Genomic DNA, 19,222 nt, shown 5'->3' with positions numbered 1-19,222 from the left:
ATTATCTTTCAGCGGACTATCAAAGCGAGCTAATCGTCACCCACATCGGTCCCTGACCTACCGCATAGCGTGCCAGCTCCTGCAGCAGACCATTATCACCGGCAATTTTGTACACCGCGATATGGTGCGATTTCTGACCTGCAGCAATCAGATACTGCCCGGTGCTGTCGATATTAAAGCCGCGCGGCTGGGTTTCCGTCTGCTGGTAGCCTTCAATCGCCAGCGTAGTGCCATCATTGCTGATGCTGAACACGGTAATAATGCTGGCGGTGCGGTCGCAGCTGTAGAGGAAGCGCCCATCCGGGGTGATGTGAATATCCGCCGCCCAGCGCGTGTCGCTGAAGCCTTCCGGCATCATATCCAGACTTTGCACTTTCTCGACTTTGTCACCCAGAGCCCAGACGTCTACGCTGCTGTCCAGTTCGTTGACGCAGTAGGCAAACTTCTGATTCGGATGGAACACCATATGGCGCGGGCCGGCACCGGTGGTGGTATTCACCTCAGCCTGCGCACGCGGGGTCAGTTCACCGTTCTGCGCCAGTTCAAACAGCGCGATACGGTCCTGCTTCAGCGCCGGGATAAACAGGGTCTGGTTACCGAGGTCGATATTCGCCGAGTGGCAGCCGCCCAGGCCTTTAATAACCTGAGCAGGTTCGCCAGGCAGGCCGTTATCGCCGATTGGGCTGACGCTGACGCAGGCATCGTTGTAGGAACCGACAAAGATAAAGCGCCCTTCGCGGTCGGTGGAAATGTGGGTCGGACTGCCCGGCAGTGATGCGTGCCCCGCTTCTTTCAGTTTGCCTTCACTGTCGATTTTATACGCCAGCACGCGGAAGTCCGGACGGGCGCCCACATACAGGAACGTTTTGTCCGGGCTGACCACCATTGGCTGAACCTGGCCCGGCGCATCGACAACCTGCAACAGCGTCAGCGCGCCATCCTCATTCAGCTGCCAGACGTGGATCTGCTGGCTCTCAGGACTGGCGGTATAAACAACGTGTTTCATGAATGCTCCTTGTTAAGTCTTCGGGGTCGTAACCATTGATTGCGTTCGTCGGTTTTGTGGCCGGCGTCACAGGGTGTACACTCTTTTACTCACATTTAGCCACGGAAACGCATATGAGCTATCGCATCATCGCCCTTGATCTGGACGGCACGCTTTTAACGCCAAATAAAACCATTCTTCCCGAGTCGCTGGAAGCGCTGGCTAAAGCGCGCCAGGCCGGGGTAAAAGTGTTGATCGTTACCGGTCGTCATCATGTTGCTATCCATCCTTTTTATCAGGCACTGGCGCTGGATACACCTGCAATCTGCTGTAACGGCACCTATTTGTATGATTACCAGGCGAAAAAAGTCTTACATTCCGATCCGTTGCCAAAAGATCAGGCGCAGCGCGTGATTGAAATGCTCGACGCCGCCGCGATTCACGGCCTGCTGTATGTGGATGATGCCATGCTGTACCAGGCCGAAACCGGCCACGTGACTCGCACCATTAACTGGGGTCTGACCCTGCCGGAATTCCAGCGCCCGACGTTCCTGCATGTCGATAGCCTGGCGGCTGCGGCGCAGAGCGCACGGTCGATCTGGAAGTTTGCCGTTTCTCACCAGGACAGGGCGGAACTGCAGCGCTTCGCGCAGAAGGTTGAGGATGAACTCGGCCTGGCCTGCGAATGGTCATGGCACGATCAGGTCGATATTGCCAGAGCGGGTAACAGCAAAGGCAAACGCCTGGCCGAATGGGTGGCCGCAGAGGGCTATCAGATGAGCGACGTGCTGGCCTTTGGTGATAACTACAACGACCTGAGCATGCTGGAAACCGTAGGCCTGGGCGTGGCAATGGGCAACGCTGACGAAGCGATTAAAGCCCGTGCCGGGCGCGTGATCGGCACCAACCTTGAGCCGGGCATTGCGGAAATCATTTACCGCGAAATTCTGTAATCAGGGTGTGATCGACACGCTTTTGATCTGCGCGTAAAGCGCCATATCCGGCTTTATCGCTAACTCATCGCGAGCCCAGGGCGTAATACGCGCCCAAAGCTCGCTGTGACCGACCCGCAGCTTCACCTCAACCTGATGATCGATCTCCAGCAGCTCAACTACGACGGCAGGTATCACATTGCGAATGCTGCTGTTGACCGGTGGTTCCAGCACCAGCGAGACGTCCGCCGCATTAATGCGGATACGCATCGGAGTAGTTAGCGGCGCAGCAATGCGGCTGACCCAGATACGCTCCTCGCCCAGCGACAATGCGGTCATCTCGTAGTGCGGATGCTGCTCCAGCACCTGTACGCGCAGCACGCTGCTCTGCTCGGCGCGCGGCAGCCACGGGCGCATGGCGCTGCTTGCCCATACTTCTTCCAGCGGACCATTGGCGATAACCGATCCTTTATCCAGCACCAGCACGTTCTCAGCCAGGTGCAACAGCTCATCCAGGCTGTGGCTGACGTAAAGCATCGGGATATCAACTTCCTTCGCCAGCTTTTGCAGATAGGGCAGCAGCTCGCGCTTACGCGGCAGATCGAGAGAGGCCAGCGGTTCATCCATCAGCATGATCTCCGGTGCGGTCAGCAGTGCACGGCCGATGGCAACGCGCTGTTTTTCACCGCCGGAGAGTGACCACGGGAAACGGGACAGCAGCGGTTCGATGCCCAGCAGCTGAACCAGGCTGTCGAACTGCGGCCGCGCGCTCTTCGCCATGCCGTATTCCAGATTGCCCCGCACCCGGTAGTGCGGGAACAGGCGGGCGTCCTGGAAAACATAGCCCACGCGGCGTTTTTCCGGCGGCAGCCAGATACCTTTAGCGGTATCGCTGAGCACCCCGCCGTTGAGCACAATGCGGCCCTTCTGCGGTACTGTCAGACCACCAATGGCGTTAATCAGCGAGGTTTTCCCCGCACCGGACACGCCAAATACGGCGGTAATTCCCTTACCCGGCAGGCTGGTCTGAACGTTAAGCAGGCAGTTGCCAAGCTGCTGGCTGAAATCGAGTTCTAACATTAAAGACCTAAACGCTTACGACCCCAGCGGGTCAGCCATTCGGAGACAAGCAGAGAAAACAGCGCCAGCACGATAGCAATCACACACAGTCTGGCGGCAGCGCCTTCTGCACCCGGTGTTTCAATCAGCGTATACATGGCCGACGGCAGCGTACGTGTTTCACCCGGGATATTGGAAACAAAGGTGATGGTGGCGCCGAACTCGCCCAGCGAGCGGGCAAAAGCCAGCACCGTACCGACAATAATCCCCGGCAGGGTCAGCGGCAGCGTGATGGTCAGAAACACCCGCCAGCGCCCGGCACCCAACGTGCGGGCAGCCTGCTCCAGCCGGGTATCAACCGCTTCCAGCGCCAGGCGAATAGCACGCACCATCAGCGGGAAGGCAATCACCGCCGAAGCCAGCGCGGCACCGCGCCAGCTAAAGGCAAAGCTGAAGCCAAACCAGTTATACAGATATTCGCCAATCACCCCGCGCCGCCCAAAGCCCAGCAGCAGCAGATAGCCCACCACCACCGGCGGCAGCACCAGCGGCAGATGGATAATACTATCGAGAAGGGTTTTGCCTGGGAACTGACGGCGGACCAGCAGCCACGCCATCAGGATACCGAACGGCAGGCTGCATGCCACCGCCACCACAGAGACTTTCAGGCTGAGCGCCACCGCCTGCCATTCGGGATCGCTGAGGAACATCATGACTTAGGCGCAAACCCATACTGTTTGAAAATCGCTGCCGCCTGTGGCCCCTTCAGGTAGTCATAAAAGGCGCTGACGCTGGCGTTTTTATGATCTTTTACGATGGCCACCGGATATTCCACCGGCTTGTGGCTGTCCTCCGGGAAGGTGCCGACCACGGCCACTTTCTTGCTGACAACCGCATCAGAGCCGTAAACGATGCCGTACGGGGTTTCATCACGCTCGACCAGCGCCAGAGCGGCACGAACGCTGTTGCTGCGCGCCATCACCGGCGACAGCTGATCCCAGGCACCCAGTTTTTTCAGCGCTTCTTTGGCATAGATACCGGCCGGAACGTGGTCAGGATCGCCCACCGCCAGACGCTGGCCGTTCAGCAGCGTTTTCCAGTCGGTGGTTTTGCTGATATCCACTTTCTGCGCTTTGGCAGAGGCCGGCGCCACCAGCACCAGATCGTTGCCCAGCAGAGTAAAACGGCTGGATTCATCGATGGTTTTCTTCTCTGCGGCATAGTCCATCCACTGCTGGTCGGCAGAGATAAACAGATCGGCCGGAGCGCCCTGCTCAATCTGACGGGCCAGGGTAGAGGATGAAGCGAATGAGGAAACGATTTTGACATCTTTCCCCTTTTCATACTGGCTGGCGATGTCCTGCAGGGCGTTGGTCAGCGAGGCCGCAGCAAAAACGGTAATGTTATCCGCGGCAACCGCGTGGCCACTGATGCTCAGGGTGACGACCGCCGCGGTCAGCCAGGTATTCGTTTTTACAGACATGCACTTCTCCAGAGAGGTTCGTTATGTAGCTATTAATATAACGACAGCGCGGCCGAACGTCACAGAAAAATCGATGAAGAGGAACAGAACATTATTTGAGGTCAATTTCACAAAAGCGGATAGCGCGGAAAACAAACGCCCGGTAAACCGGGCGTAAGGGGGAAAACATTTTACTGGTGGTTTTTAGCCGGACGGTCGCGGTGCCCGATTTTAGAAATGACGTTAAAGACTTCACCCAATCCATAAATCAGACCAAGGATAATCGCCATCACAACCGGGACCATCAGGATCGCTACAGCCAGGCCTTTCAGTAATTCCAGCATGGAAGCCTCATTTCGCTGAATAAAAAAGTTATTGTACCGATAGAACACAGGATTGCACTGACCTTTTGTGCTTTCGTGCTGAATTTATTCCCCACGCATCCGCATCCCCTGCTGTTACAATCCGGCAATGAAATGATGAAAACAGGAGAGCAAAATGCAGGCCGAAATTGCCCTGATTCTGAAGTTACAGCAGCGGCTGTTTGCCGATCCGCGCCGCATTGAACTGCTGCGCCAGGTAAAGGAGAGCGGCTCGATCAGCCAGGGAGCGAAGCTGGCGGGGATCAGCTATAAAAGCGCCTGGGATGCGATTAACGAGATGAACCAGCTGGCCGACCGTACGCTGGTTGAGCGCGCCACCGGCGGTAAAGGCGGCGGCGGCGCTATCGTTACCCCTTATGGCGAGCGGCTGATCCAACTCTATGCACTGCTGGAACAGATTCAGCAGAAGGCATTTGATGTTTTACAGGACGATGCACCACTCGGCAGCTTGCTGGGCGCAATCGCACGTTTTTCACTGCAAACCAGCGCCCGAAACCAGCTGTACGGCACCGTCGTCAGCCGCGACAATCTGCCGGTACAGCAGCATGTTACGGTAAAGCTGGCCGACGGTGACACCCAAATAAAGGTCGCATTGACCGAGCAGAGCGCCAACCGCCTGCAGCTGGCTGAGGGCAAAGAGGTGCTGGTGTTGATTAAAGCACCGTGGATTGGCGTTACCCGGGGAAGCGTCAGCGCGGATAATCTGCTGGCGGGCCACATTAGCCAAATCGAACAGGGTGAAAGCCGCAGCGAAGTGCTGGTGACGCTCGGCAGCGGTGAAACGCTTTGCGCCACCGTTGAAAATCAGCTTATCGCCCAGCAAAAACTGCAGCCCGGCTCGGCCGTGACAGCATATTTTAATGCCGATCGCGTCATCATCGCGACGCTGCTCTGAATCATCGGGCAGAATTTGACATTGTACGACAGGAAGCCCCTAATAACCGTGTGATGCATAAAATGGAATGAATAATGTCAATATTGCAAATTACGCAAGGCATCTTTCGCCTGAGCGATACCCGAACTCTGAACCTGAACGATCTGACTTTACGCGCCGGTGAAAGCTGGGCGTTCGTCGGGGCCAACGGCAGCGGTAAGTCGTCGCTGACCCGCGCCCTTTCCGGTGAGCTACCCCCCTCTAAAGGCCAGGCGATCGGCGATTTCAGGCACCCCGTACGCCTGTCGCTGGAACAGCTGCAGAAGCTGGTGGCCGACGAATGGCAGCGTAATAACACCGACCTGCTCAGCCCCGGCGAAGAAGATACCGGACGTACGGCGGCTGAGATTATTCAGGATGAGGTGCGCGACCCGGCGCGCTGCCAGCAGCTGGCGGAGAAGTTTGGCATTACCTACCTGCTCGATCGCCGCTTCAAATACCTTTCCACCGGGGAAACCCGTAAAACCCTGCTATGCCAGGCGCTGATGGCGCAGCCCGACCTGCTGATCCTCGATGAGCCGTTTGACGGGCTGGATGTGGCTTCGCGCGCTAATCTCGCCAGCGTGCTGGGGGAACTGCAGCGGCCTGATTTCACCCTGGTGCTGGTGCTGAACCGCTTTGATGATATCCCCGACTTCATTCAGCAGGTGGGCGTGCTGGCGGAGTGTCATCTCAGCCATACCGGCCCGCGTAAAGCGATCCTTGCCGAGGCGCTGGTCGCCCAGCTGGCGCACAGTGAAAAACTTGACGGCATGACGCTGCCGGAACCCGACGACGCGGAAGCCATTCCGCAGCTGGCCGCTGACGCACCGTTGATCGTACTGCGCGACGGCGTTGTCTCCTATAACGATCGTCCGATTCTGCACCATCTCGACTGGCAGGTCGATCGCCAGCAGCACTGGCAGATCGTTGGCCCGAACGGAGCCGGTAAATCGACGCTGCTCAGCCTGATCACCGGCGATCATCCTCAGGGCTACAGCAACGATCTGACGCTGTTTGGCCGCCGTCGCGGCAGCGGCGAAACCATCTGGGATATCAAACAGCATATCGGCTACGTCAGCAGCAGCCTGCATCTTGATTATCGGGTCAGCAGCAGCGTGCGCAACGTGATTATCTCCGGCTATTTTGATTCGATAGGCATCTATCAGGCCGTCTCCGATCGTCAGCAGGCGCTGGCGAAACAGTGGCTGCATCTGCTGGGCATGGAAAAACAGGGCGATACGCCGTTCCACGATCTCTCCTGGGGCCAGCAGCGGCTGGTGCTTATCGCCCGCGCGCTGGTCAAACACCCGGCCCTGCTGATCCTCGATGAACCGCTACAGGGTCTGGACCCGATTAACCGCCTGCTGGTACGCCGCTTTGTCGATGTGCTGATTGGTGAAGGCCGCACCCAGCTGCTGTTTGTCTCCCACCATGCGGAAGACGCCCCGCAGTGCATTACCCATCGTCTGAGTTTTATTGCCGATGGCGATCGCTACGGATATTTGCAGGAAAGGCTGTAATTCTTACGCCGGGCGGGTTCGTTCGTGGACCTGCCCTGTTCTCCTCTCACTTCTGGTGGAACTCACCCGGCATTATTCTCTTAATACTCATTCGCACTCTCCCTTCCCGTTTCTGCATGACTTATCTCAAGCACGGACGCGGCTCTACCTCTTCACCCCATTGCGTTTTATCCAGGCTTACAGTGATCAGCACGTGGTTTAAATCACGCATTGTAATCGCTACCACTATTTCACTACCAAAATCTTACAGAAACTCATTAATGCGTTATGCTTAGCGACATTGACGTTTTTAAAGTTTGTGTAATCGATTCCATTTTTTCCATTTCGATCACGCTTTCCGCGCCGCGGCTGTGCTATTTTTTTATCAGATCTGACGCAGACAGAAGGTTATCAGGACTTAACATGCAAAAATTTAATCCGGTGGATCATCCACATCGTCGCTACAATCCGCTGTCCGATCAGTGGATTCTGGTTTCCCCGCATCGCGCCAAACGACCGTGGCAGGGCGCGCAGGAAACGCCCTCGCAGGATAAGCTGCCTGCGCACGATCCCGACTGTTTTCTCTGCCCGGGCAACACTCGGGTGACCGGTGATAAAAATCCCGATTACACCAGTACCTATGTCTTTACTAACGACTTTGCGGCGCTGATGACCGATACGCCGGATGCACCGGAAAGCGATGATTTACTGATGCGCTGTGAAAGCGCGCGCGGCACCAGCCGGGTGATCTGTTTTTCTCCCGATCACAGCAAAACCCTGCCTGAACTGACGCTGGACGGCCTGATTCAGGTGGTGAAAACCTGGCAGGAACAAACCGCCGAGCTGGGCCAAAACTATCCATGGGTACAGGTCTTTGAGAATAAAGGTGCGGCGATGGGCTGCTCCAACCCGCATCCGCACGGCCAGATTTGGGCCAACAGCTTTCTACCGAATGAAGCGAAGCGCGAGGACGATCTGCAGCGCGCGTGGTATGCCAAAAACGGATCGCCGATGCTGGTTGATTACTGCACCCGTGAACGGCAGGACGGCAGCCGTACGGTAGTGGAAACCGAGCACTGGCTGGTCGTGGTGCCGTGGTGGGCGGCGTGGCCGTTTGAAACCCTGCTGCTGCCGAAAGCCAGCGTGAAGCGCCTGACCGAACTCAGCGACGCCCAGCGCGACGATCTGGCGCTGGCAATGAAAAAGCTGACCAGCCGTTACGACAACCTGTTCCAGTGCTCCTTCCCCTACTCCATGGGCTGGCACGGTGCACCATTTAACGGCGACGACAACGAGCACTGGCAGCTGCACGCGCACTTCTATCCACCGCTGCTGCGTTCAGCAACGGTACGTAAATTTATGGTCGGCTACGAAATGCTGGCTGAAACTCAACGTGATTTAACGCCGGAACAGGCAGCCGAACATCTGCGTGCCGTCAGCGATATTCATTTCCGCGCAACCGGAGCATAACCATGACGTTAAAGACCACTACCCAACAGATTTTTAACGACGCTTTTGGCTACGCGGCAACCGATACAATCCAGGCGCCCGGCCGGGTGAATCTGATTGGCGAGCACACCGACTATAACGACGGTTTTGTGCTGCCCTGTGCGATTGATTACCAGACGGTAATCAGCTGCGCGAAGCGCGACGATCGTCAGGTACGGGTTGTTGCGGCTGATTACGACAGCCAGCAGGATGTTTTCTCCCTCGACCAGCCGATTGTTTCCCACCCGGACTATATGTGGGCCAACTACGTGCGCGGCGTGGTGAAACATTTGCAGCAGCGTCAGCCCAACTTCGGCGGCGCGGACCTGGTGATTAGCGGCAACGTGCCGCAGGGTGCAGGCTTAAGCTCCTCGGCCTCTCTGGAAGTGGCGGTAGGCACCGTGTTCAATCACCTTTACGGACTGGCTCTGGATGGCGCGACCATTGCTGTTAACGGTCAGGAAGCGGAAAACCAGTTTGTCGGCTGCAACTGCGGCATTATGGATCAGCTGATTTCGGCGCTGGGTGAGAAGGATCACGCCATGCTGCTGGACTGCCGTACGCTCGGCACCCGTCCGGTTCCGATGCCGGAAGATATCGCGGTCGTGATCATTAACTCCAACTTCCGCCGCAGCCTGGTCGGCAGCGAATACAATACCCGCCGCCAGCAGTGCGAAGAAGGTGCGGCCTTCTTCGGCCAGCCTTCCCTACGTGATGTAACCCTGACGCAGTTTAACGAGCGCCAGAACGAGCTGGACCCGCTGGTGGCGAAACGTGTACGCCACGTGCTGACGGAGAATGCCCGTACCCTGGAAGCGGCTGATGCGCTGGCCAACGGCGATCTGACCCGCATGGCGGTGCTGATGGCAGAATCCCACGCCTCAATGCGCGATGACTTTGAAATCACCGTACCGGCAATCGATCGGCTGGTGGATATCGTTAAAGCCGCGCTGGGTGAGAGCGGCGGCGTACGCATGACCGGCGGCGGCTTCGGCGGCTGCGTGGTGGCGCTGATGCCGCAGGATCGTGTTGCGGGCGTGAAGGCGGCCGTGGCGGAACAGTACGAGGCGCAGTCCGGTATCAAAGAGACATTTTACGTTTGCAAAGCCTCAGAAGGAGCCGGTCCATGCTAAAACCTGATTCTCACGCCCCGGACGGACAGCCGTGGCGGATCACCACCCTGCGCAACGGCAACGGCATGGTGGCCACATTTATGGACTGGGGCGCAACGTGGCTTTCCGCACGCGTGCCGATGCGCGACGGCAGCGTTCGTGAAGCGCTGCTGGGCTGCGCGACACCTTCCGACTACCTTCACCAGTCTGCCTATCTTGGTGCGACCGTTGGCCGCTACGCGAACCGTATCGCCCACTCGCAGCTGGTACTGAACGGTGAGGTTATTAAACTTAGCGCTAACCAGGGCGAACATCAGCTGCACGGCGGCCCGGAAGGCTTCAACCATCGTCGCTGGCAGATTGTCTGCCAGAGCGATAGCGAAGTGGAATACCGTCTTGATTCATCCGACGGCGATCAGGGCTTCCCGGGCGAACTGGTCGTCTCGCTGCGCTATCATCTGGATGAAGATAACACCCTGTCGATTAGCTATCAGGCGACGGTGGATAAACCCTGCCCGGTGAATCTGACTAATCATGCCTATTTCAATCTGGATGCGGAACACGGCGATGCGCGCCAGCATTGCCTGTTGCTGAACGCCGATTACTATCTGCCGGTGGATAGCGAAGGTATCCCCGCTGCGCCACTGAAAGCGGTAGAAGGAACCGGCTTTGATTTTCGTCAGGCGAAGAGCGTAGCCCAGGATTTCCTGAAGGATGCCGATCAGCAGCGGGTTAAAGGTTACGATCACGCCTACCTGTTAAATGACTCGCCGGAACCGGCCGCCGAGCTGTGGTCCGCCGACGGTCAGCTGCAGCTTAAAGTGTTTACCACAGCCCCGGCTTTGCAGCTTTACAGTGGGAATTACCTGGCGGGAACCCCGGCGCGCGAACAGGGGGTCTATAATGCCTTCCAGGGCATTGCTCTGGAGAGCGAGTTCCTGCCCGACTCGCCTAATCACCCTGAATGGCCGCAGCCGGACTGTTGGCTGGCGCCAGGTGAATCGTATCAGTCGGTGACGCGTTACCAGTTGATTGCAGTTTGATAAAGCGCATGAAAAACGCGCAACGCATGCGCGACGGGCTTACGCGCTGCGCCGATTTCAGCTATGGTAATGCACATTAAAATTGTCGCGCGCAGGCTCCGGCAGTTTACCGATTCCCATTATCATAGAAACGTAAAGTTATTAAGGAGTTAAGCTATGGCTGTAACTAAGCTGGTTCTGGTGCGTCACGGCGAAAGCCAGTGGAACAACGAAAACCGCTTTACCGGTTGGTACGACGTTGATCTGTCTGATAAAGGCCGCACCGAAGCTAAAGCAGCGGGTCAACTGCTGAAAAAAGAAGGCTTCACCTTCGATTTTGCTTACACCTCCGTGCTGAAACGTGCCATCCACACACTGTGGAACATTCTGGACGAAGTGGATCAGGTTTGGCTGCCTGTTGAGAAATCATGGCGTCTGAACGAGCGTCACTACGGTGCGCTGCAGGGCCTGGATAAAGCAGAAACCGCGAACAAATACGGTGACGAGCAGGTTAAGCAGTGGCGTCGTGGTTTTGCGGTGACGCCACCGGAACTGGATCGTGCCGATGAGCGTTTCCCTGGCCACGACCCGCGCTATGCGTCACTGACCGCAGAGCAGCTGCCAACCACCGAAAGCCTGGCGCTGACTATCGAACGCGTTCTGCCTTACTGGAACGAGTCTATTCTGCCGCGCATGAAAAGCGGCGAGAAAGTGATCATTGCTGCCCACGGTAACTCCCTGCGTGCGCTGGTGAAATACCTGGACAACATGAGCGAAGAAGAGATTCTGGAACTGAACATCCCAACCGGCGTGCCGTTGGTGTATGAGTTCGATGAAAACTTCAAGCCTGTCAAGCACTACTATCTGGGTGATGCTGACGAGATCGCAGCGAAAGCCGCAGCCGTAGCAAACCAGGGTAAAGCGAAGTAATTTTCTGCCGACAGGTAGGAGTTCGCTGAGTTAATCAAACCGCCGTCGTTGAGATGGCGGTTTTTTTCGCGTGCGATTTGGGGACAAGGCCGGTCGGAACGGCGACTTTGTCGCTGATGAAACCGTACCGGGTTCCCGGCCTCTCGGCCGGTCCTCGCTTCACGCGCTGTAATCAGAAAGCTAACTGGCCACGCCCGTCAGTTCAGGCAACGCCCACCGCATTGACCTTTACCCGCGACGCGCTTTCACCGCCGCCGCCAGCTGGCGCAGCACGGTCTCGGTATCTTCCCAGCCAATACAGCCGTCGGTCACGCTTTTACCGTAAACCAGCGGTTCACCGCTCTCCAGGCTCTGATTACCTTCTACCAGATGGCTCTCAATCATCACGCCAATAATCGCACGCTCGCCCGTGGCAATCTGCCCCGCCACATCGGTAGAGACATCCAGCTGCTTTTTAAACTGTTTACTGCTGTTAGCGTGGCTGAAATCAATCATCACCTGCGCCGGCAGACCTGCCTTCTCCAGGCCACTCTTCACTGCGCTGACATGATGAGCGCTGTAGTTTGGCTCTTTGCCGCCGCGCAGAATGATATGGCAATCCTGATTACCGCTGGTTTCGACAATCGCTGAATGACCGTACTTGGTCACCGACAGGAAGCAGTGTGGCGCACCGGCGGCACCAATAGCATCAATGGCGACTTTAATCGTGCCGTCGGTGCCGTTTTTGAAGCCAACCGGGCAGGAAAGGCCGGAAGAGAGTTCACGGTGAACCTGAGATTCCGTAGTGCGCGCACCAATAGCGCCCCAGCTCATCAGATCGCCGACGTACTGTGGGGTGATCATATCAAGGAATTCACCGGCAGCTGGCAGGCCGCTGTCGTTGATATCCACCAGCAGCTTACGCGCAATACGCAGGCCATCGTTGATTTGGAAACTGCCGTCCATATGGGGATCGTTAATCAGCCCTTTCCAGCCAACCGTGGTACGCGGTTTTTCAAAATAAACACGCATCACCACTTCCAGCGAATCGTTCAACTCTTCACGCAGCTTCAGCAGGCGTTCTGCATACTCTTTTGCCGCTGTCACATCGTGAATTGAACAGGGGCCGATCACCACCAGCAGGCGATCGTCCTGCTGCTGCAAAATCTGATGAATTGCCTGGCGAGCGCGGAATACTGTGTCAGCAGCCTTATCCGTGGCAGGGAATTTTTCAAACAGGGCAACAGGAGGTAATAATTCTTTTATCTCTTTGATTCTTAAGTCATCGTTCTGATAATTCATAATAGTTCCAGGTTAGTTCATTGCCGAACTGCACACCAGGCGCATCTGTTCCAATCTATCGCGAGTCCCCGGCCCTGTAAATCGCCTTTCCCTGACGTTTTTCAGGGTAAATTTGATTTTCTGCTCCTCTTTACTACAATTTTAAATGTTAATGTTCATAAAAATGTAATCGACACAATTAATGATTGCCATCCGTTATCTTTATAGAGATTTATTTCTCTTCAAAATATTCACTTTCAAACCGTTTAGCCGGTTTGGTCAATACTCAGAACTCAACGGAGCACAATGGTGAATAAGCTAGCGATTATCTTCCTCACTGCAGCCATGTCCCTGGGTAGCACAACGGCGATAGCCGCAGATACCAGCAGCAATAACGGTGCGGCTAACGCAGCAGCCGATGCCGGTGCAAAAGCGCCGGATGCGAAACAGAATCTTCAGCCTAACAATGTGGATAACAGTAAAATCAACACGGGCGATGCCAGCTCTGCGTACCAAAATTTGAGTGCCGAAGAAGTGCACAAGAATTCTCAGTGCAAAGACGGTAAATGCCCGGATATTGGCAAGAAAGTCGGTGATGAAGCCAACCATAAAACGGATGGCACTACGCAGTAACGCCGCGTTGTCGCTTTAGCACCGGGACAGGTGATCGACCCGGTGTTTTATTTTGCACGGCAGCTGCCTGCAAACCGTTGATGACTGAGTCATCAGACCGATGAGTAGAGACAGCACAATATAATTGTTGCAACGAATCCATTAGTATACTGGATCAAGCTTCTGTTAACTCAACCGGATATCTATGGCACACAGTCATTCTGCTGCGGATGGAAACCGTTCTCGCCTGTTGGCGGCCTTCCTTGTTACCGCAATCTATATGGTCGCTGAAGTGGTCGGCGGCCTGCTTTCCGGGTCGCTCGCCCTGCTGGCGGATGCCGGACATATGCTCACCGATGCCGCCGCGCTGCTGGTTGCGCTGATGGCGGTTCAGTTTGCCCAACGCCGGCCGGACAAGCGTCATACCTTCGGTATGCTGCGCTTAACGACACTCGCTGCGTTCGTCAATGCCCTCGCTTTGCTGGTGATTACCGTGCTGATTGTCTGGGAGGCGATCCAACGCTTTTCCCACCCTCAACCCGTTGCGGGCGGCATGATGCTGGTGATTGCCGTTGGCGGCCTGCTGGCCAATATCCTCTCATTCTGGCTGCTGCATCGCGGCAGCGGTGAAAAAAATCTCAACGTGCGGGCTGCGGCCTTGCACGTGCTGGGGGATTTGCTGGGTTCAGTGGGAGCGATTGCTGCTGCGCTGATTATTATGTTTACCGGCTGGACGCCAATTGACCCCATTCTCTCGGTACTGGTTTCGATGCTGGTTCTGCGCAGCGGCTGGATGTTGATTAAAGAGAGCACTCACGAGCTGCTGGAAGGTGCCCCTCAGCATATTGATGCCGACAAGCTGCAGCGAGCGCTGACGCTGAATTTTCCCGAGGTTCGCAACGTGCACCATGTTCATCTGTGGCAGGTGGGAGAGAAGCCGGTGATCACGCTGCATGTGCAGGTGATACCGCCGCGCGACCATGATGCGCTGTTGCAGCGAATACACCATTACCTGCATGAGAATTATCAGATCGAGCACGCAACGGTGCAGATGGAGTATCAGCGTTGCGACGGCGATGACTGCGATCTGCACTGGATTCAGGGCGAGAGTCACAGCCACCACGGCCATCATCATTAGTTAGCCAGTAGCCGTCAACTGCGGGAGCCGCTAATCAGGGGCTCTCGCAGTGCCGGACTAAACGCGCTGGCGCGCGCTTTTAATCCACAGCCAGGATCCGTTAAGCGCAATCACTGTCAGAATGGCATACTCCAGCGCCATCGCATAAACCCCCTGCCGCGCAAATATCATCACGCTGATGATATTAATCACCACCCACAGCAGCCAGTTCTCCACGTATTTCCGCGTCATCAGGATCATCGCGGCAATTGACAGCACCATCATGCAGGAATCCCAGAACGGGAAGGCATCTGGCTGAAGCTCAGGCATCACCACGTTCAATCCCATCCCCTGCATCAGCGCCACCGAAGTACGCGTCAGAAAGGCGAATACCGGGTCGATGTATACCGTCATCAGCGCAATCGCCAGTATGCAGATAACGCCACAGAGAAGCGCTTTTGGCAGCGGCATCCAGCGAATTTTCAACGCCTGTTGATTATCACTGGTCTGGCGACTCCAGGCGTACCAGCCGTAAATATTGGCCACGAAGAAAAACAGCTGTAGCAGCAGGCTGGCGTAAAGCTGGATCTGGAAAAAGATCGCGGCGAACAGCGTGACGTTTAGCAGGCCAAACGCATAGTTGACGATCTTTTCCAGGCTTGCCAGCCAGATGCAGAGCAAGCCCGCCAGCGTACCGATGGCTTCGATCCATGAAAGATCGTAACCACCACTGCCGAGAGGAATATGAACCAGAATATTTGAGGTACTGAAGAAATCCATATTAAGACCTTATCCTGAAGAGCGTCGGTCAGGCGTTACCCTTAACCTTAAGTTTGAGTTGTGCTGCAAAGGTTAGCATACGATTCAGCGGGATCAATGCGCCCTGGCGCAGCGCTTCATCAACGTGTATCTCGTGGGCACTGCCACCCTCCTCAAGACCATCGGCAATCGCTTTCAGTCCGTTCATTGCCATCCACGGGCAGTGCGCACAGCTGCGGCAGGTGGCGCCTTCACCGGCGGTGGGCGCTTCCAGCAGTTCTTTATCCGGGCACGCCTGCTGCATTTTGTAAAAAATGCCACGATCGGTGGCGACGATCATTTTCTTATGCGGCATGGTCTGCGCAGCCTGGATCAGCTGACTGGTCGATCCCACGGCATCGGCCAGATCGACGATTGCCTGTGGTGACTCAGGGTGCACCAGCACGGCGGCTTGCGGATAGAGCGCCTTCATTTGCTGTAGCGCCTGGGTTTTAAATTCGTCGTGGACGATGCAGGCTCCCTGCCAGCACAGCACATCGGCCCCACTTTTGCGCGTAACGTACTGGCCCAGATGGCGATCCGGTGCCCAGATAATTTTTTCTCCCAGGCTGTCGAGATGCTCGATCAGTTCAACGGCAATGCTGGAGGTCACGACCCAGTCAGAGCGGGCCTTAACGGCGGCAGAGGTATTGGCGTAAACCACGACCGTACGATCCGGGTGCGCATCGCAGAAGCGGCTGAACTCGTCGATCGGGCAGCCGAGATCCAGCGAGCACTCGGCCTGTAGCGTCGGCATCAGGATGGTTTTTTCCGGGCTGAGGATCTTGGCTGTTTCGCCCATAAAGCGTACGCCGGCGACCAGCAATGTCGAGGCAGGATGCTGGCTGCCGAAGCGAGCCATTTCCAGCGAGTCGGAAATACACCCGCCGGTCTCTTCCGCCAGCGACTGAATTTCCGGATCGGTGTAATAGTGGGCGACCATCACCGCATCCCGCTCTTTTAACAGGCGTTTTATCTTCTCGCGGTAAAACTGTTTCTCGTCGATGGACAGTTTTGCCGGTTTAGGCGGGAACGGATAGATGGCGTCTTCGGGATTAAACATCAGGCTCATAGTGCAACTCTCGTTTTTTCAACTTAACCGAAACGGCCCAGGAACCCGGTCCGGCGCCAACTCTTCGGCTGGTTTGTTTTATATGCTAAACACGGTAGCTGAAATATAGAGCAATGTCGCTGAGTTTTTAATTTTCACATCAGGATGTGATGACGATCGTTAAAGTGCCTCTTCCGGCCATAGCTGGCCACCGCCCTCAATGCGCAGCAGGAAGGCTTTGGTCTGCAGCCCCCCGGCAAAACCGGTCAGCTTGCCATTGGTGCCGATAACCCGGTGGCATGGCGCGATAATGGAAAGCGGATTACGTCCGTTGGCAGCACCCACCGCACGCACAGCCTTTGGATTGCCAATCTGACGTGCGATGTCGCCGTAGCTACGAGTCTCACCATAGGGAATGCTGACCAGCGCCGCCCAGACCTGTTTCTGAAACTCGGTGCCAACAAATTCCAGCGGCAGGGCAAATTCCCGCCGCTTGCCGGAAAAGTATTCCCACAGCTGGTGTTCCGCCTCCAACAGAATTGGATTCTCAGGCTGCTCAACCTGCGGCAGGAAACGCACGCATTTGGGGTCATCATTTTCCCACATCACGGCAACCAGCCCACGTTCAGAGGCGACCAGCTTCAGCTCGCCAACCGGCGACTGCATCATTTTGAAGTCATAACTCATGTGTTGCTTCCTCCATGTCTCAGTTCCCGATTGATTATCCGCTTTTTGTATGGCGGTACTAGCCGTTTTCGGACACCGGCATAAAATAGTGTGATGTCCGAATATGGCCAGCCAGGTATCTGCTCAGGCGCTAACCTGTGCCGACCGCTGTATAACAGGAGCCACTTATGATCGACCGGGACTCAGCTTACCTTGCCCTCACCTCTCGTGATGCGCGTTTTGATGGCGTTTTTTTCGTTGGCGTTACGTCAACGGGGATTTACTGCCGCCCGATCTGTCCGGTGAAAGCGCCTCAAGCGGCCAACTGCCTGTTTTTTGCAAACGCTGAAGCCGCTGAGAAATCGGGTTTTCGCCCCTGTCTGCGCTGCCGGCCTGAGCTGGCACCGGGCAACGCGCCGGTTGATCACGGCCAGCGGGTAGCAGAGCGGCTGATGCAGCAAATTGATGAAGGGCTGATTGAGCAGGTAGAAAGCCTTGAAGAAATTGCAGCGCGTTTCGATCTCAGTCTGCGGCAGCTACGGCGGATCGTGCAGAAAGAACTCGGTGTTTCGCCACAGGAGCTGCGTCAGACACGCCGGTTGCTGCTGGCAAAGCAGCTGCTTAGCGAAACACGGCTTCCGGTTACGGAAATTGCCTTTGCCAGCGGTTTCTCCAGCCTGCGGCGCTTTAATGATGCCTTCAGCAGTCAGTACCGCATGCCGCCCAGCCGTCTGAGAAAAGAGAGCACGGAAAAAGACTCTGACATGAATAGCAGCGATACCTCGATGCTTCAGTTAGGGTATCGTCCGCCGTACGACTGGCAGGCGATGCTGGATTTCCTGCGCGTTCGCGCTCTGCAAGGGGTGGAATATGTCGATGCGGAGAGCTACAGCCGGACGGTCAGGCTGAGGCAGCACTGCGGCTGGATTCAGGTTCGCCAGAAGACGGCAAAGAATATGCTGCAGGTGGAGTTCAGCCACTCACTTATCCCCGTGTTGCCCGCCCTGCTGCGCCGCCTGAGAAATCTGTTTGACCTGAGTGCGCGACCGGATTTAATTGCCGCGCATCTGGGGCAGGACCCGCTGCTGCAGCCTTCTTTACAGGCTTATCCGGGACTGCGTGTGCCCGGTGCTTTCGATGGCTTCGAGATGGCAGTGCGAGCGATTCTTGGGCAACAGATCACCGTTAAAGCAGCAGCGACGCTGGGTGGACGTTTTGCGACGGCTTTTGGTGATCCCTTTGACTGCCCACTGCCGCAGCTGACGCATCTGTCGCCGTTGGCTGAACGGGTTGCTCAATGCAGTATTGATGATATCGCCAGCCTCGGAATCGTCAGTGCCCGCACCCGCTGCATTCTGGCGCTCGCTGCCGCCTGCTCACAGGGTACGCTGATGCTGGATGCGGTAAGCCAGCCCGATAAAACCGTGACTCAGCTGCTGGCGCTACCGGGAATTGGCGAGTGGACCGCGCAGTACCTGGCGATGCGCGCGCTACGCTGGCCTGACGCGTTTCCTGCAGGCGATATCGTTGTGCGTAATAACCTGGGGAGGATTGATGCGAAAGAGGCGGAGAAACGCTCTCAGGCGTGGCGCCCGTGGCGGAGCTATGCGGTAATGCATATCTGGAAGAGCCTGGGCTAATCTGATTCGAACCCTGCCCTAATCGCAGATAGCAAAAAGGCGCCTTTAGGGCGCCTTTTTACATTGGTGGGTCGTGCAGGATGATTTCGCCCTACGGGCCGTTGCTATCGCAACGTTGTCTCGCTTTCGCTCGACTCGAACCTTTTTCGGTTCTCATCCTTCACGATTTATATCGTGCATCACCTGAAGTGATGGTGGGTCGTGCAGGATGACTTCGCCCTACGGGCCGTTGCTATCGCAACGTTGTCTCGCTTTCGCTCGACTCGAACCTTTTTCGGTTCTCATCCTTC

Annotated in this window: 19 protein-coding genes and 2 other RNA genes; 10 read left to right on the top strand and 11 right to left on the bottom strand. The window is 56.3% G+C overall.

Translation table 11 applies throughout. The features are described 5' to 3' along the window. Positions 1-19 precede the first annotated feature (19 nt). Complete coding sequence (gene pgl / locus AC07U6_RS20750) at positions 20-1,006, bottom strand: 6-phosphogluconolactonase (RefSeq protein WP_494762052.1); 987 nt, start codon at positions 1,004-1,006, stop codon at positions 20-22. A gap of 113 nt (positions 1,007-1,119) precedes the next feature. Between pgl and AC07U6_RS20745 the strand changes: the two genes are divergently transcribed. Next, entirely contained in the window at positions 1,120-1,938 is an 819-nt protein-coding gene (locus AC07U6_RS20745; RefSeq protein WP_494762051.1) for a pyridoxal phosphatase, read from the top strand. Here AC07U6_RS20745 and modC read toward each other — a convergent pair whose 3' ends face one another. The 4 genes from modC to AC07U6_RS20725 form a co-directional block, all read right to left on the bottom strand. Continuing rightward, positions 1,939-2,997: a molybdenum ABC transporter ATP-binding protein ModC gene (modC, locus tag AC07U6_RS20740; RefSeq protein WP_494762050.1), complete on the bottom strand. Its 1,059-nt coding sequence runs from the start codon at positions 2,995-2,997 to the stop codon at positions 1,939-1,941. It abuts the gene before it with no gap. Then, positions 2,997-3,686, bottom strand: coding sequence for a molybdate ABC transporter permease subunit (gene modB, locus AC07U6_RS20735; protein ID WP_494764455.1), 690 nt, complete (start codon positions 3,684-3,686; stop codon positions 2,997-2,999). Before modB ends, modC begins: the two co-directional genes overlap by 1 nt. After that, complete coding sequence (gene modA / locus AC07U6_RS20730) at positions 3,686-4,459, bottom strand: molybdate ABC transporter substrate-binding protein (protein WP_494762049.1); 774 nt, start codon at positions 4,457-4,459, stop codon at positions 3,686-3,688. The genes modB and modA overlap by 1 nt, the downstream gene beginning before the upstream one ends. A gap of 170 nt (positions 4,460-4,629) precedes the next feature. After that, positions 4,630-4,782 carry an AcrZ family multidrug efflux pump-associated protein gene (locus AC07U6_RS20725; RefSeq protein WP_494762048.1) on the bottom strand — a complete coding sequence of 51 codons (153 nt, stop codon included), beginning with the start codon at positions 4,780-4,782 and terminating at the stop codon, positions 4,630-4,632. A 154-nt stretch (positions 4,783-4,936) separates the two neighbouring features. Between AC07U6_RS20725 and modE the strand changes: the two genes are divergently transcribed. The 6 genes from modE (at position 4,937) to gpmA (ending at position 11,788) form a co-directional block, all read left to right on the top strand. Further along, entirely contained in the window at positions 4,937-5,716 is a 780-nt protein-coding gene (modE, locus tag AC07U6_RS20720; protein ID WP_494762047.1) for a molybdenum-dependent transcriptional regulator, read from the top strand. A 74-nt stretch (positions 5,717-5,790) separates the two neighbouring features. Then, complete coding sequence (gene modF / locus AC07U6_RS20715) at positions 5,791-7,257, top strand: molybdate ABC transporter ATP-binding protein ModF (protein WP_494762046.1); 1,467 nt, start codon at positions 5,791-5,793, stop codon at positions 7,255-7,257. 402 nt (positions 7,258-7,659) lie between these two features. Then, positions 7,660-8,706 carry a galactose-1-phosphate uridylyltransferase gene (galT, locus tag AC07U6_RS20710; protein ID WP_494762045.1) on the top strand — a complete coding sequence of 349 codons (1,047 nt, stop codon included), beginning with the start codon at positions 7,660-7,662 and terminating at the stop codon, positions 8,704-8,706. A gap of 2 nt (positions 8,707-8,708) precedes the next feature. Next, positions 8,709-9,857, top strand: coding sequence for a galactokinase (galK, locus tag AC07U6_RS20705; RefSeq protein WP_494762044.1), 1,149 nt, complete (start codon positions 8,709-8,711; stop codon positions 9,855-9,857). Further along, positions 9,851-10,879 carry a galactose-1-epimerase gene (gene galM / locus AC07U6_RS20700; protein ID WP_494762043.1) on the top strand — a complete coding sequence of 343 codons (1,029 nt, stop codon included), beginning with the start codon at positions 9,851-9,853 and terminating at the stop codon, positions 10,877-10,879. The genes galK and galM overlap by 7 nt, the downstream gene beginning before the upstream one ends. Before the next feature lie 156 nt (positions 10,880-11,035). Continuing rightward, on the top strand, positions 11,036-11,788 hold the full coding sequence (gpmA, locus tag AC07U6_RS20695) for a 2,3-diphosphoglycerate-dependent phosphoglycerate mutase (RefSeq protein WP_494762042.1): 753 nt from the start codon (positions 11,036-11,038) through the stop codon (positions 11,786-11,788). A gap of 228 nt (positions 11,789-12,016) precedes the next feature. Here gpmA and aroG read toward each other — a convergent pair whose 3' ends face one another. Further along, a complete protein-coding gene (aroG, locus tag AC07U6_RS20690; protein ID WP_494762041.1) occupies positions 12,017-13,069 on the bottom strand; it encodes a 3-deoxy-7-phosphoheptulonate synthase AroG in 1,053 nt (350 codons plus the stop codon). A gap of 285 nt (positions 13,070-13,354) precedes the next feature. Between aroG and AC07U6_RS20685 the strand changes: the two genes are divergently transcribed. Together AC07U6_RS20685 and zitB are read left to right on the top strand one after the other, a co-directional pair. Continuing rightward, positions 13,355-13,681, top strand: coding sequence for a protein YbgS (locus tag AC07U6_RS20685; protein ID WP_494762040.1), 327 nt, complete (start codon positions 13,355-13,357; stop codon positions 13,679-13,681). 184 nt (positions 13,682-13,865) lie between these two features. Next, entirely contained in the window at positions 13,866-14,798 is a 933-nt protein-coding gene (gene zitB / locus AC07U6_RS20680) for a CDF family zinc transporter ZitB (protein WP_494762039.1), read from the top strand. Positions 14,799-14,855: 57 nt separating this feature from the next. Here zitB and pnuC read toward each other — a convergent pair whose 3' ends face one another. From pnuC to AC07U6_RS20665, 3 genes are all read right to left on the bottom strand, one after another. After that, complete coding sequence (gene pnuC / locus AC07U6_RS20675) at positions 14,856-15,557, bottom strand: nicotinamide riboside transporter PnuC (protein ID WP_494762038.1); 702 nt, start codon at positions 15,555-15,557, stop codon at positions 14,856-14,858. Positions 15,558-15,585: 28 nt separating this feature from the next. Beyond that, the gene (gene nadA / locus AC07U6_RS20670; protein ID WP_494762037.1) at positions 15,586-16,647 is read right to left on the bottom strand and encodes a quinolinate synthase NadA; all 1,062 of its coding nucleotides are present in this window, start codon (positions 16,645-16,647) and stop codon (positions 15,586-15,588) included. A 159-nt stretch (positions 16,648-16,806) separates the two neighbouring features. Then, positions 16,807-17,313, bottom strand: a complete 507-nt coding sequence (locus AC07U6_RS20665) for a methylated-DNA--[protein]-cysteine S-methyltransferase (RefSeq protein WP_494762036.1) — start codon at positions 17,311-17,313, stop codon at positions 16,807-16,809. Positions 17,314-17,480: 167 nt separating this feature from the next. On the opposite strand from AC07U6_RS20665, the gene AC07U6_RS20660 reads away from it, so the two are divergent. After that, positions 17,481-18,932, top strand: a complete 1,452-nt coding sequence (locus AC07U6_RS20660; RefSeq protein WP_494762035.1) for an AlkA N-terminal domain-containing protein — start codon at positions 17,481-17,483, stop codon at positions 18,930-18,932. Positions 18,933-18,996: 64 nt separating this feature from the next. Here AC07U6_RS20660 and AC07U6_RS20655 read toward each other — a convergent pair. Together AC07U6_RS20655 and AC07U6_RS20650 are read right to left on the bottom strand one after the other, a co-directional pair. Beyond that, positions 18,997-19,110, bottom strand: a non-coding RNA gene (locus AC07U6_RS20655) — RtT sRNA. Between the two features lie 14 nt (positions 19,111-19,124). Next, a non-coding RNA gene (locus AC07U6_RS20650) (RtT sRNA) lies at positions 19,125-19,222 on the bottom strand.

Source organism: Erwinia sp. GW821-FHT03D09 (assembly GCF_059420805.1).
This window is presented reverse-complemented; position numbering and strand designations above follow the sequence as displayed.

Bases quoted from the DNA above. Each gene is read 5' to 3' on its own strand.
- pgl (WP_494762052.1), bottom strand. From the start codon at position 1,006: ATGAAACACGTTGTTTATACCGCCAGTCCTGAGAGCCAGCAGATCCAC.
- AC07U6_RS20745 (WP_494762051.1), top strand. From the start codon at position 1,120: ATGAGCTATCGCATCATCGCCCTTGATCTGGACGGCACGCTTTTAACG.
- modC (WP_494762050.1), bottom strand. From the start codon at position 2,997: ATGTTAGAACTCGATTTCAGCCAGCAGCTTGGCAACTGCCTGCTTAAC.
- modB (WP_494764455.1), bottom strand. From the start codon at position 3,686: ATGTTCCTCAGCGATCCCGAATGGCAGGCGGTGGCGCTCAGCCTGAAA.
- modA (WP_494762049.1), bottom strand. From the start codon at position 4,459: ATGTCTGTAAAAACGAATACCTGGCTGACCGCGGCGGTCGTCACCCTG.
- AC07U6_RS20725 (WP_494762048.1), bottom strand. From the start codon at position 4,782: ATGCTGGAATTACTGAAAGGCCTGGCTGTAGCGATCCTGATGGTCCCG.
- modE (WP_494762047.1), top strand. From the start codon at position 4,937: ATGCAGGCCGAAATTGCCCTGATTCTGAAGTTACAGCAGCGGCTGTTT.
- modF (WP_494762046.1), top strand. From the start codon at position 5,791: ATGTCAATATTGCAAATTACGCAAGGCATCTTTCGCCTGAGCGATACC.
- galT (WP_494762045.1), top strand. From the start codon at position 7,660: ATGCAAAAATTTAATCCGGTGGATCATCCACATCGTCGCTACAATCCG.
- galK (WP_494762044.1), top strand. From the start codon at position 8,709: ATGACGTTAAAGACCACTACCCAACAGATTTTTAACGACGCTTTTGGC.
- galM (WP_494762043.1), top strand. From the start codon at position 9,851: ATGCTAAAACCTGATTCTCACGCCCCGGACGGACAGCCGTGGCGGATC.
- gpmA (WP_494762042.1), top strand. From the start codon at position 11,036: ATGGCTGTAACTAAGCTGGTTCTGGTGCGTCACGGCGAAAGCCAGTGG.
- aroG (WP_494762041.1), bottom strand. From the start codon at position 13,069: ATGAATTATCAGAACGATGACTTAAGAATCAAAGAGATAAAAGAATTA.
- AC07U6_RS20685 (WP_494762040.1), top strand. From the start codon at position 13,355: ATGGTGAATAAGCTAGCGATTATCTTCCTCACTGCAGCCATGTCCCTG.
- zitB (WP_494762039.1), top strand. From the start codon at position 13,866: ATGGCACACAGTCATTCTGCTGCGGATGGAAACCGTTCTCGCCTGTTG.
- pnuC (WP_494762038.1), bottom strand. From the start codon at position 15,557: ATGGATTTCTTCAGTACCTCAAATATTCTGGTTCATATTCCTCTCGGC.
- nadA (WP_494762037.1), bottom strand. From the start codon at position 16,647: ATGAGCCTGATGTTTAATCCCGAAGACGCCATCTATCCGTTCCCGCCT.
- AC07U6_RS20665 (WP_494762036.1), bottom strand. From the start codon at position 17,313: ATGAGTTATGACTTCAAAATGATGCAGTCGCCGGTTGGCGAGCTGAAG.
- AC07U6_RS20660 (WP_494762035.1), top strand. From the start codon at position 17,481: ATGATCGACCGGGACTCAGCTTACCTTGCCCTCACCTCTCGTGATGCG.